18 protein-coding genes and 1 pseudogene are annotated in these 18,903 nt (G+C 71.3%); 8 read left to right on the plus strand and 11 right to left on the minus strand.

The genetic code is table 11. From position 1 onward, the window contains the following. Positions 1–21: 21 nt before the first annotated feature. The 7 genes from ACL02T_RS17480 to ACL02T_RS17510 are packed head-to-tail and all read left to right on the plus strand — an operon-like array spanning position 22 to position 7,454. Complete coding sequence (locus tag ACL02T_RS17480; RefSeq protein WP_412831784.1) at positions 22–930, plus strand: enoyl-CoA hydratase; 909 nt, start codon at positions 22–24, stop codon at positions 928–930. Then, positions 927–1,832 (plus strand): enoyl-CoA hydratase, encoded by a 906-nt coding sequence (locus tag ACL02T_RS17485; protein ID WP_412831785.1) that lies wholly within the window; start codon positions 927–929, stop codon positions 1,830–1,832. Before ACL02T_RS17480 ends, ACL02T_RS17485 begins: the two co-directional genes overlap by 4 nt. Continuing rightward, the gene (locus ACL02T_RS17490) at positions 1,829–2,749 is read left to right on the plus strand and encodes an enoyl-CoA hydratase (RefSeq protein WP_412831786.1); all 921 of its coding nucleotides are present in this window, start codon (positions 1,829–1,831) and stop codon (positions 2,747–2,749) included. The genes ACL02T_RS17485 and ACL02T_RS17490 overlap by 4 nt, the downstream gene beginning before the upstream one ends. Then, positions 2,746–3,939 carry an acyl-CoA dehydrogenase family protein gene (locus ACL02T_RS17495; protein ID WP_412831787.1) on the plus strand — a complete coding sequence of 398 codons (1,194 nt, stop codon included), beginning with the start codon at positions 2,746–2,748 and terminating at the stop codon, positions 3,937–3,939. Before ACL02T_RS17490 ends, ACL02T_RS17495 begins: the two co-directional genes overlap by 4 nt. 18 nt (positions 3,940–3,957) lie before the next feature. Next, positions 3,958–5,073, plus strand: coding sequence for an acyl-CoA dehydrogenase family protein (locus ACL02T_RS17500; RefSeq protein WP_412831788.1), 1,116 nt, complete (start codon positions 3,958–3,960; stop codon positions 5,071–5,073). 5 nt (positions 5,074–5,078) lie between these two features. Next, positions 5,079–6,320 (plus strand): acyl-CoA dehydrogenase family protein, encoded by a 1,242-nt coding sequence (locus ACL02T_RS17505; protein ID WP_412831789.1) that lies wholly within the window; start codon positions 5,079–5,081, stop codon positions 6,318–6,320. A gap of 24 nt (positions 6,321–6,344) precedes the next feature. Continuing rightward, positions 6,345–7,454 (plus strand): acyl-CoA dehydrogenase family protein, encoded by a 1,110-nt coding sequence (locus tag ACL02T_RS17510; protein WP_412831790.1) that lies wholly within the window; start codon positions 6,345–6,347, stop codon positions 7,452–7,454. A 117-nt stretch (positions 7,455–7,571) separates the two neighbouring features. Here ACL02T_RS17510 and ACL02T_RS17515 read toward each other — a convergent pair whose 3' ends face one another. The 6 genes from ACL02T_RS17515 to ACL02T_RS17540 all read right to left on the minus strand — a co-directional run bounded on the left by ACL02T_RS17515 (position 7,572) and on the right by ACL02T_RS17540 (position 13,604). Continuing rightward, entirely contained in the window at positions 7,572–8,507 is a 936-nt protein-coding gene (locus ACL02T_RS17515) for a fumarylacetoacetate hydrolase family protein (RefSeq protein WP_412831791.1), read from the minus strand. A 259-nt stretch (positions 8,508–8,766) separates the two neighbouring features. Further along, on the minus strand, positions 8,767–9,882 hold the full coding sequence (locus tag ACL02T_RS17520; RefSeq protein ID WP_412831792.1) for a branched-chain amino acid ABC transporter permease: 1,116 nt from the start codon (positions 9,880–9,882) through the stop codon (positions 8,767–8,769). Continuing rightward, positions 9,879–10,778 carry a branched-chain amino acid ABC transporter permease gene (locus tag ACL02T_RS17525; protein ID WP_412831793.1) on the minus strand — a complete coding sequence of 300 codons (900 nt, stop codon included), beginning with the start codon at positions 10,776–10,778 and terminating at the stop codon, positions 9,879–9,881. Before ACL02T_RS17525 ends, ACL02T_RS17520 begins: the two co-directional genes overlap by 4 nt. Next, positions 10,778–11,539, minus strand: coding sequence for an ABC transporter ATP-binding protein (locus ACL02T_RS17530; RefSeq protein WP_412831794.1), 762 nt, complete (start codon positions 11,537–11,539; stop codon positions 10,778–10,780). Before ACL02T_RS17530 ends, ACL02T_RS17525 begins: the two co-directional genes overlap by 1 nt. Further along, positions 11,536–12,309 carry an ABC transporter ATP-binding protein gene (locus ACL02T_RS17535; RefSeq protein WP_412831795.1) on the minus strand — a complete coding sequence of 258 codons (774 nt, stop codon included), beginning with the start codon at positions 12,307–12,309 and terminating at the stop codon, positions 11,536–11,538. The genes ACL02T_RS17530 and ACL02T_RS17535 overlap by 4 nt, the downstream gene beginning before the upstream one ends. Positions 12,310–12,389: 80 nt before the next feature. Next, on the minus strand, positions 12,390–13,604 hold the full coding sequence (locus ACL02T_RS17540) for an ABC transporter substrate-binding protein (protein WP_412831796.1): 1,215 nt from the start codon (positions 13,602–13,604) through the stop codon (positions 12,390–12,392). A gap of 727 nt (positions 13,605–14,331) precedes the next feature. On the opposite strand from ACL02T_RS17540, the gene ACL02T_RS17545 reads away from it, so the two are divergent. After that, positions 14,332–14,499, plus strand: coding sequence for a hypothetical protein (locus tag ACL02T_RS17545; RefSeq protein ID WP_412831797.1), 168 nt, complete (start codon positions 14,332–14,334; stop codon positions 14,497–14,499). Between the two features lie 7 nt (positions 14,500–14,506). Here ACL02T_RS17545 and ACL02T_RS17550 read toward each other — a convergent pair whose 3' ends face one another. The 5 genes and pseudogenes from ACL02T_RS17550 to ACL02T_RS35175 form a co-directional block, all read right to left on the minus strand. Next, complete coding sequence (locus ACL02T_RS17550) at positions 14,507–16,027, minus strand: class I adenylate-forming enzyme family protein (RefSeq protein WP_412831798.1); 1,521 nt, start codon at positions 16,025–16,027, stop codon at positions 14,507–14,509. 17 nt (positions 16,028–16,044) lie between these two features. After that, positions 16,045–16,470 carry an acyl-CoA dehydrogenase family protein gene (locus ACL02T_RS17555; protein ID WP_412831799.1) on the minus strand — a complete coding sequence of 142 codons (426 nt, stop codon included), beginning with the start codon at positions 16,468–16,470 and terminating at the stop codon, positions 16,045–16,047. A 403-nt stretch (positions 16,471–16,873) separates the two neighbouring features. After that, positions 16,874–17,227 (minus strand): AMP-binding enzyme, encoded by a 354-nt coding sequence (locus ACL02T_RS17560; RefSeq protein WP_412831800.1) that lies wholly within the window; start codon positions 17,225–17,227, stop codon positions 16,874–16,876. Between the two features lie 142 nt (positions 17,228–17,369). Then, positions 17,370–18,374, minus strand: a pseudogene (locus ACL02T_RS17565) (AMP-binding protein); the annotation flags it as partial. Then, positions 18,307–18,879 (minus strand): Rv3169 family protein, encoded by a 573-nt coding sequence (locus tag ACL02T_RS35175; RefSeq protein ID WP_503129093.1) that lies wholly within the window; start codon positions 18,877–18,879, stop codon positions 18,307–18,309. The pseudogene ACL02T_RS17565 and the gene ACL02T_RS35175, both read right to left, overlap by 68 nt. Positions 18,880–18,903: the final 24 nt, after the last annotated feature.

Raw genomic sequence — 18,903 nt, forward strand, 5'->3', positions numbered from 1 at the left:
TCGAGACCGTAGAGGTTGGGCATGACCGAGTACCGGTGGTTGACCTACGACACCGTCGACGACGGGCGGATCGCCGTCGTCACCCTGAACCGTCCCCGCCAGCGCAACGCCCAGCACCGGGGTCTGCTCGTCGAGCTGGACGAGGCGTTCACCGCCGCGCAGTACGACGACGCCGTCCGAGTGGTGATCCTCCGAGGCGCGGGGACCGCGTTCTCGTCGGGGCACGACCTCGGCTCGCGGGACGCGGTCGTGGAACGCGAGCCCGGACCCGACCAGCATCCCAGCTTCCAGGGAAACGGTGCGACCCGCGACGGCATCGAGCGGATGTGGCTGCAGGAGTGGCACTACTTCGTGCAGAACACCCGCCGATGGCGGGATCTGCGCAAGGTCACGATCGCCTCCGTCCAGGGGCCGGTCTACGCCGCGGGCCTGATGCTGATGTGGGCCTGTGACCTGATCGTCGCCGACACCACCGCGGAGTTCGCGGACGTCGTCGGCGCCCGGCTCGGGATGTGCGGCGTGGAGTACTTCGCGCACCCCTGGGAGTTCGGGCGTCGGCGCGCCAAGGACCTGCTGCTCACCGGGGACTCCCTGACGGTGCAGGAGGCCTACCGGCTGGGCATGGTCAGCCGGGTGTTCGAGGCGGGCGAGCTCGAGGACAAGACCCTCCACTACGCCCGGCGGATCGCGGGTCTGCCCTCGGCGACCTCGCTCATGATCAAGGAGAGCGTCAACCAGGCGCAAGACCACGCCGGCTTCCACAACTCGCTGCAGACATCGTTCAACCTGCACGAGCTCAACCACTCGCAGTACGCGGTCCTCACCCGCGGCGAGTCGGTGCTGTACGGACCCGAGCTCGGGGGCAAGCCGTGGAACGAGCACGGCCCCGTCGTCCCCACGTCCAAGACCGAGGTGAAGCTGTCATCGTGAGCGACTACCGTTTCCTGCGCTACGAGGAGATCGACGACGCGCAGATCGTCCGGATCGGTTTGAACCGACCCCGTCAACGGAACGCGCAGCACCGCGGTCTGCTCGTGGAGCTGAACGACGCGTTCCAGCGCGCCGAGCGGGACGACCGGGTCAAGGTGGTGGTCCTGCACGGGATCGGCACCATGTTCTCGTCCGGTCACGACCTGGGTTCGACCGAGGCCGTGGCGGAACGCGGCACGGGGCCCGAGCGGCATCCCACCTTCGACGGCCACGGCGGCGCCCGCGACGGCATCGAGCAGAACTGGCTGCAGGAGTACCACTTCTACCTGTCCAACACCCGTCGCTGGCGGGAGCTTCGCAAGATCACGATCGCCTCGGTGCACGGCGGCGTCATCGCGGCCGGGCTGATGTTGATGTGGGCCTGCGACCTGATCGTCGCGGACGAGACCGCCTACTTCGCCGACCCGGTGGCGCCCCGGCTCGGAGTGTCCGGCGTCGAGTACTTCGCCCATCCCTGGGAGTGGGGGAGCAGGCGGGCCAAGGACCTCCTCATGACGGGCGACGCGATGGGCGTCGACGAGGCGTACGAGATCGGCGCCGTGAACAAGGTCTTCCCCGCGGGCACGCTCGAGGACAACACCGTCGCCTTCGCCCGGCGGATCTGTGCCGTACCCACGGCCGCCAGCCTGATGATCAAGGAAGCGGTGAACCAGGCGCAGGACAACATGGGCTTCCACAACGCGCTGCAGGGCTCGTTCACTCTGCACGAGCTGAACCACGCTCAGTGGGGTGTGCTCTCCGGCGGTGAGTCCCTGATCGCGACCCCGGAGCTCGGTGGTCGTGACTGGCAGGAGGCGGGCCCGATCCGCCCCACGAGCAAGACCGAGGTGGTGGCGCCGTGAGCGCGGTGGACGAGTTCCGTTTCGTACGCTACGAGACGTCCCCGAACGGTAGGGTGGCGACGATCTCGCTGAACCGGCCGAAGCAACGCAACGCGCAGAGCCGCGGCCTCCTCGTCGAGCTCGGCCTCGCGTTCGAGGAGGCCCAGCGAGACGATGCCGTGCGGGTCGTCGTGCTGCGGGCCGAGGGCGAGACGTTCTCGTCCGGGCACGACCTCGGGTCCTCGGACGACCGTGCCGAGCGCGCCGACGGCCCGCAGCAGCACGAGACCTACCGCTCGCACGGCGGGTCACTCGGCCCCGGGGTCGAGAAGCTGTTGATGCAGGAGTGGCACTTCTTCTTCTCGAACACCCTCGCCTGGCGGAACCTGCGCAAGATCACGATCGCGTCCTGCCAGGGCCAGGTGTTCTCGGCGGGCCTGATGCTCGCCTGGGCGTGCGACCTCATCGTCACGGACGAGACCGCCGTCTTCGCCGACGTCGTGGCGACTCGGCTCGGCATGTGCGGCGTCGAGTACTTCGCCCACCCGTGGGAGTTCGGCGTGCGCCGGGCCAAGGAGCTCCTGCTCACCGGTGACTCGGTGAGCGCAGAGGAGGCGTACCGGTTCGGTATGGTCAGCCGGGTCTTCCCGACCGGCACGCTGCAGGAGCGCACGGAGGAATACGCCCAGCGGATCGCGGAGATCCCGTCGGCGGGCTCGCTGATGATCAAGGAAGCCGTCAACCAGACGCAGGACAACCAGGGCTTCTACAACTCCCTCAAGGCGGCTTTCAGCCTGCACGAGCTCAACCACGCGCACTGGGCGGTCGCCTCCGGCGGCACGTCGCTGGCGCAGACCGAGGAGCTGGGCGGCGGGGACTGGCGGACCGCCGGGCCCGTGGTGCCGGCCCGGAAGGACTCGGTGAAGGCGACCCCATGACCGACCGTCCGACCCTCGCCGAGTTCCGCGCCGGTCTCCGGGCCTGGCTGACGGAACACCTCGACCGCACCGCACTGTCGACCCTCACCGAGGACCAGCGCCAGAAGAATTCGCGCGCGCTGTACGACGCGGGCTACCTCAACACCACCTGGCCGGTCGAGTACGGCGGCCGCGGCTACTCGGCCGACTACCAGACCGTCTACAACGAGGAGCTGGCGTCCTACCCGGGCGCGACCCTGGTCGCATCGGTGACGGTCGGGATCTGCGCCGCGACCCTGCTCGACTTCGGCACCGAGGAGCAGAAGAAGCGGCATCTCCCGCGCATGCTGCGCGGTGACGAGCAGTGGACCCAACTGCTGTCCGAGCCCGGAGCGGGCTCGGACCTGGCCGGCGTCACCACCCGGGCCCGGCGAGACGGCGAAGCCTACCGGCTGGACGGGCAGAAGGTGTGGACCTCCGCGGCGATCGGGGCGGACTTCGCGCTGGCCTTCGTCCGGACCGATCCGGAGCTGCCCAAGCACAAGGGCGTCAGCATGCTCATCGTCGATCTCACCACCCCCGGGGTCGACATCAGGCCGCTGCGCGAGATGACCGGGGAGGCCGCATTCAACGAGGTCTTCTTCGACGACGCGCTGGTCCCCGCGGACAATCTCGTGGGCGAGTTCAACGGCGGGTGGGCCGTGCTGAGCGGCATGCTCACCCACGAGCGGATCGCGTTGTCCGCCGGGACGACCGGCGCGCGGATGGACCGGGACACCTTCGCTGAGTTCGCCGAGCTGGCCCGTGACCGCGGCGTCGACGGCGATCCGGAGGTCCGCGCCGCCCTTGTGGACCTGTACGTGCAGCAGCGCCTCCTCGACGACGTCGGGCGGCGGATGCGGGAGGCCACGCAGGCCGGCCTCGCGATGGGCCCCGTCGGGTCCCTCGGGAAGATCGGCATCGCCCGGTCCGCACGGGCCTCGGCGGAGGCGGGTGTGCTCATCGGCGGCCCCTCGACGCTGGCGTGGCGGGAGGACGACCGCGGAGCCGCCGAACGCGCACGCTCGCTGCTGTACTTCCCCATGACCGGGATCGCGGGCGGGACCACCGAGATCCAGAAGAACATTGTCGCAGAGCGCCTGCTCGGGTTGCCGCGCGAGCCACAGGTCGACCGGGACATCCCGTTCTCCGAGACCTCGCGCAACGCCTGATCCGAAGAGGACCACACCATGTACATCCCCGACGTCGACAGCGAGGAACACCTCGAGCTGCGGCGCACCGTGCGGCGATTCGTGGAGCAGCAGGTCACGGAGGCCGACGTCCGGCGGACCATCGACGACCCGGAGGGTCTCGACCGCGCGGTCTGGAGCCGGATGGGCGCCCAGCTGGGGCTGCAGGGCCTCGCCCTCCCAGAGGAGTTCGGTGGCGCGGACGGCGGCCTCCTCGAGACCGTGATCCTCTTCGAGGAGACCGGCCGGGCGCTCGTCCCGTCCCCGCTGCTGTCCACCGTGGGCCTCGCCGCTCCGCTCCTGCTCGCACTCGGCGACGGTGGGGCCTGCAAGCAGTGGCTGACCGACATCGCCGCGGGCGAGCTGATCGCCGCCGTCGCCCTGCCGGGCGGCGCCTATGAACCCACATCCCCGCCGACCGTCCGAGCGGAGCCCACCGCGGACGGGTGGCGGCTGACCGGTTCGGCCTCCCACGTCCTGGACGGCGCTCTGGCCGACCTGCTGTTGGTCGTGGCCGCCACGGCGGAGGGCCCGCGGGTGTTCGCGGTCCGCCCCCGCGAGATCGAGCTCGGCCTGACTCCGCTGGCCACCCTGGACCTGACCCGCCGCGAAGCGGACATCGTGTTCGACGACACCCCGGCCGAGCCGGTCGGTCCGGCGGACCGGGTGGCGGACGCGCTCGACCGCGCGCTGACCGTGGCCGCGGTCGCGCTGGCCGCCGAGCAGACCGGCGGCGCCGAGCACCTCATGGCGATGGCGGTCGAGTACGCGAAGATCCGCTACCAGTTCGGCCGGGCGATCGGCTCCTTCCAGGCGATCAAGCACAAGCTCGCCGAGATGGCGTTCGACGTCGAGCGGATGCACGCGGCCGTCCGGCACGCGGCGACGGTCGCGGACGATCCGGCCGAGCTCGCCGTCGCCGCCGAGCTTGCCGCGAAGTACTGCTCGGAGGCGTTCTTCCGGGTCGCGGCGGAGACCGTGCAGGTGCACGGCGGCATCGGGTTCACCTGGGAGCACCCCGCCCACCTGTACTTCCGCCGGGCCAAGGCGAGCGAGTACCTGCTGGGTTCCCCCGGCAGCCACGGCGAGCGCCTCCTCGCGCTGTTGGGGGTCTGAGCGGCATGGATCTGACGTACGCGGACGCCGACGTCCGCTTCCGGGAGCGCGTGCGGGGCTTCCTCGCCGAGCGGCTGCCCGCGGGCTGGACCGGCTGGGGTGCCCTGGACCGCGACGAGTACGACGCCTTCGCGGCGGACTGGCGACGGGTCCTCGTCGACCAGGGGTGGCTCGCGCCGGCGTGGCCGGTCGAGTACGGCGGCGGCGGGCTCAGCGTGGCCGAGCAGTCGATCCTGGCGGAGGAGCTGGTGCGCGCGGGCGCTCCCGCGAGCCCGCTGCCCAACGACGCGTACGGCGTCGGCCTGCTCGGCCCGACCCTGCTGAGCTGGGGGACGGCCGAGCAGCGCGAGTACTTCCTGCCGCGCACCGTGTCCGGGGAGATCCGCTGGGCGCAGGGCTACTCCGAGCCGGAGGCGGGATCGGACCTGTTCGGCCTGCGGACCACCGCGGTCCGGGACGGCGACGAGTGGGTGCTGCGGGGCGAGAAGGTCTGGCAGTCCGAGGGCATGACGGCGAACTGGATCTTCGTCCTGGCCCGGACCGACCCGGACGCACCGAAGGCCAAGGGACTGTCCTTCCTGCTGGTCCCGATCGACCAGCCGGGGGTGCGGCGCAGCCCCATCCGCAACATGGCGGGGCGCGAGGACTTCTCCGGGTTCGTGATCGACGGCGCCCGGACAGCGGCGTCGAACCTCGTCGGAGGGGTGCACAACGGGGCGAAGGTCGCGCTGACCCTGCTCGGCTACGAGCGGGGAGCGGGCGGGGTCGCCACGGCCGCCGCCTACGAGATCGAGCTGCGGCGGCTGGTCGAGCTCGTGCGGCACCGGGGACTGGCCGACGATCCGCTCGTCCGGGACCGGCTCGCGCGGTGTTACACGAAGGTGCAGATCCTGCGACACCTCGGGCTCCGCGCGCTGTCGGCCGGCATCAGCGGGAACCCGCCCGGCCCGGAGTCGTCCATCCTCAAGCTCTACGGCGCCGAGTACCACAACGAGGTCACCGAGCTCGCGCTCGACGTCCTCGGCCCGGCGGGCCTGGCGCCCACCGGCGAGCCGGCGTCGAACACGCTCGGGGCGGACCCGCTGGGCTCGGACCCGCTCTCTGCGAGCTCGTGGTCGACCGTCGCCATGCTTGCCCGGGCCGCCACGATCTACGGCGGCTCCAGCCAGATCCAGCGGTCGACGATCGCCGAGCAGATCCTCGGTCTGCCCCGCGAGCCGCGGGTCGCCGTGCCCGCGAAGCGCTGAGCCGGCCCGACCAGGAGGAGTACGATGCACTTCGGACTCGACGAGTCGCAGACCCTGCTGCGCGACACCGTCCGATCCTTCTTCGACACGACCCTGGACGGGTTCCGCCGCAGGGAGCTCATCGACTCGCCGGACGGTCACGATCCGGTGCTGTGGCGGCGGATGGCGGGTGAGCTGGGCCTGCACGGGCTCGCCGTGCCCGAGCACCTGGGCGGACAGGGCTCCTCGTTCTTCGAGCTGACGGTCGCCGTGCACGAGGCGGGCCGGGTGCTGCTGACGGGGCCCTTCCTCGCCTCCGCGGTGCTGGCGGGGTCCTGCCTGGCCTACGCCGGTGCGGAGGAACACCTCGCGGGCGTCGCGGACGGCTCCACGATCGCCACGCTCGCCGTCGCGGACCCCGACGGCGGCTGGGAACCGAACCACTGGGGGAGCGGCGTCACGGCCCGCACCACCGCGGACGGGATCCGGCTCTCGGGCACCAGCGGCCACGTGCTCGACGGTGGCCTCGCGGACCTGCTGGTCGTCGCGGCGCGCGGAGCGGAGGGCCTCGGGCTCTACGTCGTCCGGGGCGCGGAGCCGGGCGTGCGTCCTCTCGAGCTGCCGGTGCTGGACCGCACCCGGCGGATGGCCACTGTGGAGTTCGACGATGCCTGGGCCGAGCCGCTGGGAGACCCGGGGGAGGCCGAGCACGTCCTGGCGCGCACGAGGAACGCCGCGAACGCCGCGCTCGCCGCCGAGGCGGCGGGTGGTATCGCCCGTTGTCTGGAGATGTCCGTGGCGTACGCGAGCACCCGGACGCAGTTCGGCAGGCCGATCGGCGGGTTCCAGGCGGTCAAGCACCTCTGCGCCGACATGTACGTCGCCGCGGAGACCGCGCTCTCCGCCGCCTGGTACGCGGCGTGGTGCGTCGCGACGGACGCCCCCGACGCGACGATCGCGGCGAGCCTGGCCCGCGCGCACACGGCCGACGCCTACACCCGGGTCGCGGCCGACACCATACAGGTGCACGGGGGCATCGGGTTCACATGGGAACACGACGCCCACCTGTACTACCGTCGGGCCCGGTTCACCGCACACCACATGGGGTCCGCGGGCCGGCACCGGGAACGGGTGCTCGCGGGCCTCGGGCTGTGACCTGAGGAGGACCGGTGCCCGCGCTCCGTCGACTTCGATCCCGAGCTGCCCCGCACGGAGGTGGGCACGCTCGCGAAGGGACGGATCCGGGACCGCCACCGGTCCTGAGTCCGCGGCTCAGAACCCGGTGCGCAGCCGGTGCACCGGTGGGGCGGGCAGCACCCGCTGCTCGATGGCGCCGAGCTGCTCCACCTCGAGCCGGACGACGTCCCCGGGCCGTAGCCAGCCGCGGAAGGTGTCCGGCGCGGTCGCGAAGTGCTCGATCAGGCAACCGGTGGGCACGGTGCCCGAGCCGAGGGCGTCCCCCGGCCGCAGGGTGGTCCCGCGCGAGGCGTAGGCGAGCATCTCCCCCCAGGTCCAGTCCATCTGGTCGAGCAATCCGCCGCCGACGTACTCGCCGTTGACGTGCGCCGACATCCGCAGCCGGTAGGAGCCGCCGCTCCTGTGGGGCTCGAGCTCGTCGGGAGTGACGAGCATGGGGCCGAGCGTGTTCGCGCCGTCCTTCCCCTTGGCGGGGCCGCTGTTCAGCTTCATCTCGTGCAGCTGCAGGTCGCGGGCACTCCAGTCGTTGAAGACCGTGAACCCGGCGATGTGCTCCGTCGCCGTCTCGGGGTCGAGGTCTCGCCCTGCACGCCCGATGATCGCCGCCACCTCCAGCTCGAAGTCGAACCAGGAGCAGCCGGGGGAGATCGCCACGGGGTCGTGGGGCCCCACGACGGCCGCCGGGTTGGAGAAGTAGAAGAACGGGATCTGCTCCCAGACCTCGCTCATCGTCACGCCGGTGGCGTCCTGGACCACACGCATGTGGTCCAGGAACGTCAGGAAGTCGCGGACCGCGGGCGGCGCGACTGGCGGCAGCAGCACGGCGCCCGCATACGGGAGCACCTCGACCGGGTCGGCGAGGGCACGCTCCGCGGCCTCCGCCATGCGGGTCCCGTCGTCGCCGAGGAGATCGAGGACCCGGGTCGGGGCCGGGAGTCCGTGGATCTCGTCGCCGTGCACGAGGCCGGCGCGAGGCCCGCCGTCCGCCGCGGTGTAGCTGACCCATCTCATGGCCGCGCCCTATGCGCCGCGGAGCGCGACGGGGCGCCCGGCGTCGATCAGGACCGCGATCGGCGGTGTCGGCGACGTCATCGTGGCTCGTCCTCCTTCGCCCCGCCGGTCGAGCACCGGAATCGGATCCGGTGCCGATCGGTGGCAGGGTGTCAACGACATTATCGGGTCGGCGGGCTCGACGTCGGCCTGCCGCGGGCGATGCGCGGCCGTTGGACCGCCCGCCTGGTGAGTACGCCACTCTCTCGGCTCGCGGGCGTCACCGCGACCGTTCCCCACCGGCCACCGGCTCGCGGGAGGCGGTGGACGCGGTGGCCGACCGGGGAACGGGCCGCGTCTTCGGGCGCTCGAACAGACGGACGATCAGGGAGGCGAGCCCTCCGGGAACGAAGAAGATGAACAGCACGAACACCACGCCCAGCAGCAGCTCCGGCTCGGACAGCGGGATCCGCAGCCAGGCCGGGAGCCCCTGCACCGACTCCGACGAGGCCAGCGAGGGCAGCCGCTGCTCCAACAGCACGTAGAGCACGCCCCCGAGGGCCGCGCCCCAGACCCTGCCCTTGCCGCCGAGGATCACCATGACCACGAGGCCGAGGGAGAAGAACAGCGTCGTCACGCTCGGCTCGGCGGTCCCGAGGACGATGCAGTACACGATCCCGCAGGCGCCGGCCAGGAGCGAGCTGATCACGGCGACGCCCAGCTTGTGCAGGTAGACGTCGACGCCCATGACCGACACCCGGAGCTCGTTCTCCCGGATGGCCTGCCACAGCCTGCCCACCCGGGTCCGGGTCAACAGCGCGACGACGGTGACGACGACGACGAACAGCGCCAGCGCGGTCCAGTACACGTTGCGCGTGTTCACGACGCCGTGGAACCCGGAGGGGAGCTTCTCGAACGGCAGCGTGATCCCCTCCTCGCCGCCGGTGCCCCAGTAGTTGCGTCCCACCACGATGGACGCGAGCTGGGCGATCGCCAGGGTGACCATCGAGTAGGCGATCGCCGTGGTCCGCAGCGCCACGGCGTTCACGAGCACCGCCATGACCAGCGTGACCCCGAGCCCGACCAGTACCGACACCCCGAAGCCGGCGTCGGTGAGGGCGAGGGTCATGGCGAAGCCGTACGAGCCGGTGGCGAAGAACAGCGCGTGGCCCAGGGAGAACAGGCCCGTGTACCCGAGGAGGAGGTCGTAGGTCGTGGCCAGGGCGGCGACGCAGAGCGCGACGGCGAGCACCTGCAGGCTGCCCGGGCTGGACAGCGTCCCCGGCAGGGCCCCGCCGGTGGGGACGCCGCGCATGAGCGGGACACAGGCCGCCAGGACCAGCAGCACCGCCAGGACGACCGCCGCGATCCGGTGTCGGAGGTCGAGACTCCTCATATCGTGCGCTCCTTGCGACCGGCGATGCCCTGTGGGCGGACGAGAAGGGTGACGGCCATCAGCACCACCGCGAGGATGTCCCCCGCGCCGGGGTCGACGTAGAAGTTGGCGAACTGCTGCAGCACCCCGATCACCACCGCGGCGATCGCCGCGCCCGTCAGCGAGCCGAGGCCGCCGACGATCAGCACGATGAAGGCGAACAGCAGGAAGGTGTCGCCGATGCCGGGGTTGATGGCACGGGCGTAGGCGCCGGCGAGCACTCCGCCGAGCCCGGCGGCTGCGCCGCCGATGACGAACACCAGGGTGAAGGAGTGCCGGACCTCGATGCCGAGCGCCCGCACCATCTCGCGGTTCTCGACCCCGGCGCGCACGATCAGGCCGTGCCGCGTGTGTCGCAGGAACAGCTGGATCGCCACCAGCAGCAGCACCGCCGCGATGATCAGCAGCCAGCGGTCGTTCGGGATGAGCGCGCCACCGACGTCGGTGGTCGCGCGGAGCCACTCGGGCAGCGGGACCGACTTCTCGTCGGGACCCCAGATGCCGCGGACCAGGGCGACGAGCAGGAACCCGAACCCCATGGTGACCAGGATCTGGTCGAGGTGGGAGCGGTCGTACAGCGGGCGGATGAGGAGGTACTCGACCAGGAAGGCGAGGACGGCACCGACGACGACGGCCACGACGACCGACAGCACGAAGGCGCCGGTCGTGGAGCCGGTCGTCAGGTCGGCCGACCGCACGACGAGCCAGCTCGCGTAGCCGCACGCGGCGAGCAGGGCGCCGTGGGCGAAGCTGAGCACCCGCATCAGGCCGAAGATCAGTCCCAGGCCGGAGGCGAGCAGGAAGTAGAGCGCACCGATGCTCACACCCCCGATCAGCAGGAACACCACTGTGGACATCAGTGCCTCTCCTCCCGGTGGGAGTCGGTCACGCCGAGCAGCTCACGGACCCGCTGGTCATCGGCCAACAACTCGTCGGCGGGGCCCTGGGCCTCGACCCGGCCCTCGGTCATGGCGACGACGTGGCCCGCGAGCCGGTGCGCCGCGGCAATGTTCTGCTCGACCAGCAGGATCGTGGCGACGGAGCGCACCCGCTCGAGCACCTCGACCACCTCGGAGACGAGCTTCGGGGCGAGGCCCTTGGTCGGCTCGTCGATGAGCAGGACGCGGTTGTCGTTGAGCAGCCCCCGCCCCAGCGAGACCATCTGCTGCTGGCCGCCGGACAGCGTCCCGGCATGCTGTCGGGCCCGCTTCCTGAGCTCGGGGAAGAGCTCGAAGACCCGGTCGTAGTGGTGCTCTCCGCCCTTCCGCTCGGCCAGGCGCAGGTTCTCCTGCACGGTCAGGCCACCGAAGACGTCGCGGTCCTCGGGCACGTAGCCGATCCCTCGCCGGACGATCCGGGGTGTCGTCTCCCGTTCGATCGGCACTCCGTCGAGCAGGATCGAGCCGGTCCGCGGGACGAGGCCGAGGACGGCGCGCAGGGTCGTCGTCTTGCCGACCCCGTTGCGGCCCAGCATCGCGGTCACGGTGTTGCGCGGGACACGCAGGGTCACGCCCTGCAGGATGTGCGAGACGCCGATCGTCGCGTGGACGTCGGTGAGCTCGAGTGCCCAGTCCGAGGTGGTGTCGCCGGTGGGCTCGACGGGCGCGGGTGCGTTCACAGCGGTTCTCCGAGGTAGGCGGTCTGCACTCGGTCGTCGGCCATCACGGCGTCGGGGCGGTCGAGGGCGAGGAGCTCGCCGTTGTGCATCACCGCGACCCGGTCTGCCAGCCCGAGGACGACGTGCATGTGGTGCTCGACCATGATCACGCTGGTGCCGCCTCGGTGGACTTCGCGGATCAGCTCGACGAGACCGTCGACGTCCGCGGAGTTCACGCCCGCCATCGGTTCGTCGAAGAGCACCAGCCGTGCGTCCGCGGCCAGCACCACGGCGATCTCGACCTTGCGCCGGTCGCCGTGGGAGAGCTCGGCCACGGTGAGGTCCGCCTTGTCGGCGAGGCCGACCCTGGCGAGCGCCTCCTCGGCCCGCTGCGACGTGTCGTCCCCCGCGGTCACGAAGCGCAGCAGGCCCGGGCCGCGGACGGTGCGGGACTGGACCATCAGCCGCACGTTCTCCCGCACGGTGAGGCCGAGCAGCAGGTAGGAGGTCTGGAAGGTGCGTCCGACGCCCAGGCGCGCCCTGCGGTGCGGGGCGAGTCGGGTGACGTCGCGGCCGAGCAGGTGGATGGCGCCCTCGGTGGCGCGCGTGGTGCCGGTCAGCAGGTTCAGCAGGCTGGTCTTGCCGGCGCCGTTGGGGCCGATCACCCCGATGAACTCGCCCTCGGCGATCTCCATGTCGACCCGGCTGACGATGCGGGCGCCGCCGATGGCGAGCCCGAGACTCTCGGTCCGGACGGCGGCCCGGGACGGCGGACTGGGGGCGGCGTTCATGCGGTTCCTCGGTGTGGTTCCTCGGGTGTGATGACGAGCGGACGTGCCCGGTACCCCGCCGGGGCACCGGGGCGACGTGGTCAGCTCGCGATCGGCTTGACGACCGGGGGGGTGAGCTCCTTGTCGTCGAACAGCTTGATCAGCTGCGGCGTGTAGCCGCCCGTGCCGTCGGACTCCAGACGGACCGTGGCCATCGGGACGGTCACCTGGTTGTCCTCGGCGCGGATCGACACCGGTCCGCTCGGACCGTCGAACGTCCATCCCTTGAGCGCGGCGGCCATCTTCGCGGTGTCGGTCCCGCCCTCGGAGACCGCGCGGACGACCATCGCCGCGGCGTTCCAGCCGACGGCGTCGTCGTACTCGAGCTGGTGGTCGTGCTGGGCCGAGTAGGCCTGCAGCGCCTTGTCCGCGTCGTTCCCCGTCATGCCGGGGAAGTAGGACAGGCCGAACACCGACTTCGCCAGCAGGTCCGGGCCGAGGGCGTCGGCCGTGGCGGGCCAGCTCGAGCGCAGCAGCAGCACGGTGAACACCGTGCTCTCGTCCGGGATCCGCTGGGCCGCGATCGCGTTCCACAGCTGGTCCTGGCCCGCGCCGGCCCAGAAGGAGGTGACGAAGTCCGGCGGGTTCTGCTTGAGCTGGAGCATCAGCGGGCCGAAGTCCGTGGTGCTCTGGGGCAGCAGGTACGGCACGACCTCGCCCCCGAGTGGCTCGACGAGGGACTTGAGCTGGGCGACCTGGTCCTGGCCGTAGGCGTAGTCCTGGCCGATCGCCGCGATGCGCTTGCCCTTCGGGTCCCCGAACAGGGACTTGTAGAGCTGGTTTCCCGCCGGGGACGCACCGCTGGTGGCGAAGACGAGGTCGTCCATCCCGACCAGTTCGGAGGTGCCGGAGGTGCCGCCGACGTAGAGCACCTTGTTCTGGATCGCCTGCTGTGCGGCGGCGATGGCGACGTTCGAGTTCGTCGGCCCGGTCAGGATCTGCACACCCTGCCCGATGAGGTCCTTCGCCTTCGTGGTGCCGATCGCGGGATCGCCGGTGTCGTCCTCGCGGATCACCTCGATCTTGTGGCCCGCCACCTCCATCGTGCCGTTGGTCAGGGTCTGCAGACCGGCGGTGAACGAGTTGTCGAAGTCCTTGGCCTGCGTCGCGAAGTTGCCGGTGAACGACACCAGCATCCCCACCTTGACGGTGTCACCTCCGCCGTCACCGGTCGCGGCGTCGGAGCCGCACCCGGCGAGGGCGATCGAGGCGGCCGCGACCATCGCCGCGGCGACGACCGACCGGAATCGGAGCATGGGACTCTCCTCTGCGAAGCGGGTTCGTCGTTGAATGCGTGCGCGAGGGTGGGAGACGACCGACGATGCGCGCCCTGTCGGTCCGCGTCATCATGGAGCGGGGCCCACCGTGGAACATGTCGCATTCCGGGACATCGGGGGCTCGACCCCCGACCGCGACCGGCACACCACTGTCGCAAAGCAGGACTCGGTCGCGGAGCCGTCGCCGGCGCCACCCGACGATGTCGCAGCTCACGACGGGTGTCGGGCGGGCCTCCCGGCGCCGTGGCGAGTACGAGGCGGTTGCGGCCCGGGACACGTCTGCTCAACGTCGCCGCCAGCCACCCGCCGAGGCCGGGACCGCAGGCGGACCGCGCGGCCCCTCGGCGGGCCGGCCTCACCACCCGCGCGCCGCGGCTCGCCGCGGTCCGCGAGGAGTTCGAGGTACATGGCCGAGCGGGGTGACCCCGGCGCCTCCGTCGCGGTGATCCACCGTACGCCGACGTCGAGCAGGGCAGACCGTGAGAGCGCGGCACCCTGTCCGTGGTCCAGTCCGTGCCCAAGAGCGCCGTGGCGATGGCCGCGAGGTGGCTGCTGGTGTCGGCCCTGCCGGCATGGGGATCACCGTCGACGAGCTGTCCGCGCTCGCCGCGCAGCGGCCGTAGGCCACACCCGGTCACCGTGACCGTCGTCGACACCGGCGGCCCGGACGGGCCGGTCGGCGTCGTCACCCAGGACGATGGCACTGGTGCTGCACGACCCCAACCCGATCGACTTCGACCTCGACGCGGTCGCGGCCGCGGACCTCGGGGACCCCGAGGTCAACCAGGGCGGGGTCGACTGTGATGCCTGGGCGGACCGCGGCGACGGCGTCCGCGCCCTCGACGGCACGGCCGCCGTCGTCTTCCCCCGTTGACCACCGGCTACTGGGCGAAGCGAGCCCGCAGCGCGGGCTTGTCGATCTTGTTCGTCGCGGTGCGCGGGAGCGCCTCCACGATCTCGATCCGCCGCGGCCGCATCAGGCCCCGCAGGTCCGGTCGGGTCGCGCAGTACTCGGCGACGTCGTCGGCGGTCACGTCCGGACGTGCGGGCACGACGATCGCCGTCACCTGCTCGGAGAAGCGCTCGTGCGGGGTGCCGATCACGGTGACCTCGGCGATCAGCGGACACGCCGACAGATGGCCCTCGACCATCTGCGGATAGATGTTCTCGCCGCCACTGATGATCATGTCGTCCGCCCGCTCGACGTAGTACAGGTACCCGTCGACGGCCTCGCGGACCAGGTCGGTGGTGCGGAACCATCCGTCCTGGAACTTCTCCGCGTCGACCTCGGGCAGGCGCCAGTACCCCGGGGTCACCGCGTCGCCGCGGACCCACAGCTCGCCGACCTGGTCGGCGCCGGGAGGAAGCGGCTCGCTGCTGCCCGGGGGCACGATGCGCCACTGGACGATCTGCTCCAACGGCTTGCCGAGCGAACCGGGGCGGCGGTCCTGGTCGATCGGCTCGGTGATGGCGAGACCACTCTGCTCGGTCTGTCCGTAGATGTTCACCGGGACGATCCCGGTAAGGATGGTGAACTGCTTCAGCCTGCTCTCGGGGAGTGCGGAACCGCCGATCATGCACACCCGCACCGAGTCGAGGGGGCGGGCCGACTCGCCGAGCAGGTTCACGATGTCGATCATCATGGCGGGCACCAGGGCGAGCACGGTGGGACGCAGCCGTTCGACGTCGGCCAGGAACTCCGCGGCCGACCACCGCCGAAGGGTGACGGTGCCGCCCGCGAGGAGCAGCGGCAGGGTGATCAGCTGCAGGCCGCCGACGTGGAAGAGCGGGGTGCAGACCAGTGCGTGGTCGGTGGCTCCGATGTCCCAGGCGTCCAGCACGGCCTCGCACTCGGCCGCGGTGTTGCGGTGAGTCTGACGCACACCCTTCGGCACGCCGGTCGAGCCGCTCGTGTACATGATCAACGCGTCGTCGGCGTCCATGCGGGGCACGGTCCGTGCCAGCGGCTCGCTCTCCAGGGCCTCCGCCCACGACGCCACGGCACCGTCGGCGGGAGTCAGGGTGATCACTGCGTCCACCTGCGGGGTGCCCGCGAGTGCCTCACGGACGCGATCGAGGTCCGCGGTCAGGGCGACGACCCGCTTCGCCCCGCTGTCGAGGCAGGCATGGCGTAGCGCCGCGGGCGGGAAGAGGTAGTTCAGCGGGACCGCGACACCGCCCGCTTTCCAGATGCCGAGCAGGACCGGGATCCACTCGGGCTCGTTGTGCAGGTAGATCGCCACGCGGTCACCCGGGGCGAGACCGTGGCGCCGCAGGAACTCACTGAACCGGGCCGCCTGGTCCAGCAGCTCGGCGTAGCTCGTCGAGTGGTCGCCCGCCCGCAGTGCCGTCTCGTCGGCCCGCCCGCGGGCGGCGCGCTCGATCGAGGTGAGGATGTTCATCGCCGAGCCTTCCGGGGTCAGTACGAACGGGGCGGGCCGAAGGACTCGGCGAGGTTGTTGCGGGCCATCTCGTTGCTGATCGGAGCGATGCGGAACCGGCGCAGGTCCCGCTGCGGACGCCCGCCCGGACGGTCCGGGTCGCCGCTGCGCGCGAGCAGCAGGAGGTAGGTGGCCTCCTCGGCGCCGGTCGAGCTCATCTTCTGGCCGCTGACCCGCCAGCCGCCGTCGACCTTGCGGGCCCGGGTGGACAGGGCGCCCAGAAGGTCGATGCCCCCGTCCGGCTCGGTCACCGCGATCGAGAACCGGATCTCGCCTGCGGTGAGCCGGGGGAGGTACTCCTGCTTCTCGAGCTCGAGCGCCCGCTCCGGCGGGAAGTCCTTGTCCACCCAGGACCTCGCGGAGCCGCGGAACGCCCTGCGGTCGTCGTCCAGGTCCAGCAGCACGACCGCAGGCTACGAGCCGGGCGGGAGTGCTGGTTGTCGCGTTACAGGACAGCGGCCGCCGGTGCGTCCGGCCGTGGTCAGAACGCCGGCCGTGGAGACGACCGGTGGTGGCCCGCGTCGTTCGCCACGTTCGGGGCGGTGTTGCCGGCCGCCCACGAGTGGGCGACCTGGGAGGACACGAAGCGGTCCTACGAGCTCTACGCGCGCTACGTGATCCCGCGCTTCGAGGGGTACAACGCGCCGCGTCAAGCCTCCTCCCGATGGGTCACGGCACACCAGGAGGAGCTCACGGTCAAGCGCACCGCCGCGGCGCGCGCGATGTTCGACAAGTACGAGGCGGAGACCGCCCACCGCAGCTCGACCGTCCACCCGGACGTGACACGAAAGGGCGGGATCATCGTCTTCACCAGAAGTGAGTGGGCTGAACCCGTCGGCGGCGGCGAAGGACCCGGTGCCGAAGCCGGAACTTCTCGACCTTCCCCGTGGGCGTCTCCGCCAGCTCGGGCAGGACGGTGAGGTAGCGGGGGAGGGCGTAGCCGGGCAGCAGGTCGGCGCAGTGGCGGGCGAAGTCCTGCTCGTCGAGGGTCGCTCCGGGGACGAGGACCAGCGCGATCGCGACGTCGTCCTCGGTCAGCTCGGTGGGGACCGGGTAGGCGGCGGCCTCGGTCACCGCCGGGTGCGCGACCGCGGCCTGCTCGACCTCCCACGACGAGATGTTCTCCCCGCGGCGGCGGATCGCGTCCTTCTTGCGGTCCACGAACCGCAGCCACCCGTCGTCGGTCAGCGAACCCAGGTCGCCGGTGTGGAACCAGCCGCCCGCGCAGCGCCTCCCCGGTCGCGTCGGGTTGCCCCACGTACCGCTCGAAGAGGGGGCTCGCCGGGCGAGGGCGCACCACGCTCTCGCCGGTCGTCCCGCAGTCGACCGGCTCGTCGGCTTCGTCGCGGATCTCGATGTCGTAGTAGCCGGGCACCTGGCCGCTGACGCGGGGTCGAGTTTGCGGGTTGATGGCCACGATGCCGGCCTCGGAGCACCCGTAGCTCTCGACGAGCCGCGGCCCGAACCGGTCCCTGAAGGTACGGGCCAGCGCGGGTGGCGCCGGTGCTCCGTGACCCTTGACGACGGAGTGGGCGCGATCGGCGGCGGACGGCGGCTGGTTGAGAAGCACCTGGATCGTGGCGCCCAGGAAGTTGAACGTGGTCACGCCGTGTTCGCGGCAGGTCGGCCAGAACCCGGAAACGCTGAACCGGGGGAGCAGCACGACCGTCCCCCCGACCATCGCCATGGGAAGGATCCCGTTGTAGCGCGCGAACGCGTGGAACAGGGGGAACGCGAGGTACTGAACGTCGTCCGGGGTGTACGCGAGCCCCCGCACCGCAGCAGCCGCATACACGATGTCGGCCTGCTGGCTGCGCAGGATCGCTTTGGAGGGCCCGGTCGTGCCCGAGGTGAAGATGATCGCGCTCGGATCCTCCGGCCGGATCGCGATGTCGGGGTCCGTGTCGTCGGCGGCGGCGAGTGCGGTCTCGATCCCGACCACGTGGACCCCGGAGAGGTGGGCACGGGCGGCGTCGACGTGGGTGTCCTCCACGAGGAGCACACGCAGTCCTGGTAGCCCCGGAGCGACATCGACCACCCGGACCCAGTGGTCGTCGGCCCGCGGAACCAGGGCGCGCTCGTGGTCGACCCGGTGTACGACTCCGCGCTCGTCGCGGACCTGCACGGTGCCACCCCGGGTGTCCTTGCCCGGTCCGAGGTCGAGGTCGTGGCCAACCTCGACGATCCGGAACTGCCCGTCGCTGTCGGTCACCACGCCGTCCAGATAGGACACCGAGCCGTCACGGCGCTCGTTGTAGATGAGCTGCAGATTCCGCGACCAGAACTCGTGGTTGATCCAGATGAACATGCCGAGCCGCTCCCGCGCCCGCCGGACGCCCCGGTCGCGTACCGTCCGCAGCCGCGCGGGCTCCGCCGTGGCCGATCGCACGGCCAGCGTCCCGACGCTCGTCCCCGTCTGGACGATGTGGTGGTAGTCCGAGGACGTGGCGGGGTCGGTGCCGAACCGGAACTGGGCGTAGTCGCACAGCGCCCGGCCACACCGGAAGTCCAGGTCCCAGGTGATACCGGTCGGGTTGTCGGCCCAGCGACCACTTCCACCGCTGCATGGGTTCGACGATGTCGAAGTGCAGGGGGCCGATGCCGGGCGAGGTGAAGGCCTCCGGGGTGATGTCCTTGGCGAGCTTGAGGATCCGGTGCGAGTCGGCCTGGATGCCGTAGACGACGGCGTCCATCCGCATGGTGGAGCGATACTGGCCGAGCGAGACGGCGATGTACACGGATGCGTCCTCCGTGACGGCGCCCCACCAGAAGCGGTCGATCCAGTCGGGGTCGGTCGTGAAGGGCTGGAGCAGCGGCCGGGGTGTCTAATGGATGAA

This window comes from Pseudonocardia oceanicola (assembly GCF_047200735.1).
In the GTDB taxonomy this organism is placed as follows: Bacteria; Actinomycetota; Actinomycetes; order Mycobacteriales; family Pseudonocardiaceae; genus Pseudonocardia.

Coding starts and splice junctions, on each gene's coding strand:
- ACL02T_RS17520 (WP_412831792.1), bottom strand. CDS start 9,882: ATGAGGAGTCTCGACCTCCGACACCGGATCGCGGCGGTCGTCCTGGCG.
- ACL02T_RS17540 (WP_412831796.1), bottom strand. CDS start 13,604: ATGCTCCGATTCCGGTCGGTCGTCGCCGCGGCGATGGTCGCGGCCGCC.
- ACL02T_RS17515 (WP_412831791.1), bottom strand. CDS start 8,507: ATGAGATGGGTCAGCTACACCGCGGCGGACGGCGGGCCTCGCGCCGGC.
- ACL02T_RS17550 (WP_412831798.1), bottom strand. CDS start 16,027: ATGAACATCCTCACCTCGATCGAGCGCGCCGCCCGCGGGCGGGCCGAC.
- ACL02T_RS17500 (WP_412831788.1), top strand. CDS start 3,958: ATGTACATCCCCGACGTCGACAGCGAGGAACACCTCGAGCTGCGGCGC.
- ACL02T_RS17505 (WP_412831789.1), top strand. CDS start 5,079: ATGGATCTGACGTACGCGGACGCCGACGTCCGCTTCCGGGAGCGCGTG.
- ACL02T_RS17480 (WP_412831784.1), top strand. CDS start 22: ATGACCGAGTACCGGTGGTTGACCTACGACACCGTCGACGACGGGCGG.
- ACL02T_RS17495 (WP_412831787.1), top strand. CDS start 2,746: ATGACCGACCGTCCGACCCTCGCCGAGTTCCGCGCCGGTCTCCGGGCC.
- ACL02T_RS17510 (WP_412831790.1), top strand. CDS start 6,345: ATGCACTTCGGACTCGACGAGTCGCAGACCCTGCTGCGCGACACCGTC.
- ACL02T_RS17535 (WP_412831795.1), bottom strand. CDS start 12,309: ATGAACGCCGCCCCCAGTCCGCCGTCCCGGGCCGCCGTCCGGACCGAG.
- ACL02T_RS17525 (WP_412831793.1), bottom strand. CDS start 10,778: ATGTCCACAGTGGTGTTCCTGCTGATCGGGGGTGTGAGCATCGGTGCG.